This is a genomic window from Bartonella sp. AP36NXGY (assembly GCF_042195865.1).
Lineage (GTDB): Bacteria > Pseudomonadota > Alphaproteobacteria > Rhizobiales > Rhizobiaceae > Bartonella.
In genome coordinates this window covers 1-1189 of sequence record NZ_JBHIPD010000106.1, presented here as the reverse complement: position 1 = coordinate 1189, position 1189 = coordinate 1, and the positions used below count along the sequence as shown (strand labels likewise).

1 protein-coding gene is annotated in these 1189 nt (G+C 44.0%); it reads left to right on the top strand.

Going from position 1 to position 1189, the window contains the following annotated elements; all coding sequences use genetic code 11:
* Position 1 precedes the first annotated feature (1 nt).
* Positions 2 to 1177 (top strand): elongation factor Tu, encoded by a 1176-nt coding sequence (gene tuf, locus ACFINX_RS10115; protein ID WP_012755022.1) that lies wholly within the window; start codon positions 2 to 4, stop codon positions 1175 to 1177.
* The last annotated feature ends 12 nt before the right edge of the window (positions 1178 to 1189 follow it).

Genomic DNA, 1189 nt, shown 5'->3' with positions numbered 1-1189 from the left:
AATGGCGAAGAGCAAGTTTGAACGAACAAAACCGCATGTTAATATTGGTACGATTGGTCACGTTGATCATGGGAAGACCTCGTTGACAGCAGCGATTACGAAATATTTTGGTGAATTTAAAGCTTATGACCAAATTGACGCTGCGCCAGAGGAACGCGCACGTGGAATTACTATTTCTACAGCACACGTTGAGTATGAAACGGAAAATCGTCACTATGCGCACGTTGATTGTCCAGGACACGCTGATTATGTGAAAAACATGATCACAGGGGCAGCACAGATGGATGGTGCTATTTTGGTTGTTTCAGCAGCTGATGGCCCAATGCCTCAGACACGTGAGCATATTTTGCTTGCACGTCAGGTTGGTGTTCCAGCAATTGTTGTTTTTCTTAATAAAGTTGATCAGGTTGATGATGCAGAACTTTTGGAGCTTGTAGAGCTTGAGGTTCGGGAACTTTTATCCAAATATGATTTCCCAGGCGATGATATACCAATTGTTAAGGGTTCTGCGTTGGCAGCTCTTGAGGATAAGGATAAAAGCATTGGTGAAGATGCTGTTCGTCTTTTAATGAGTGAAGTTGATAATTATATTCCAACCCCTGAACGTCCTGTTGATCAACCATTTTTGATGCCGATAGAGGATGTGTTTTCGATTTCGGGTCGTGGAACCGTTGTTACGGGTCGTGTTGAGCGTGGTGTTATTAAAGTTGGAGAGGAAATCGAGATTATCGGTATTCGTCCAACGTCTAAGACGACGGTTACAGGCGTTGAAATGTTCCGCAAGCTTTTAGATCAGGGGCAAGCGGGTGATAATATAGGAGCTCTGCTTCGTGGTGTTGACCGTGAAGGGATTGAGCGTGGTCAAGTGTTGGCGAAGCCAGGATCCGTTACACCTCATACACGTTTTAAAGCAGAAGCTTACATTTTGACAAAAGATGAAGGTGGACGTCATACACCATTTTTCACGAATTATCGTCCTCAGTTTTACTTCCGTACGACGGATGTTACAGGTATTGTTACGCTTCCAGAAGGAACGGAAATGGTTATGCCAGGCGACAATGTTGCCATGGATGTTTCGTTGATCGTTCCGATAGCGATGGAAGAGAAGCTTCGTTTTGCTATTCGTGAAGGTGGTCGTACTGTTGGTGCCGGTATCGTCTCTAAGATCATTGAATAAATAATGCTTGTT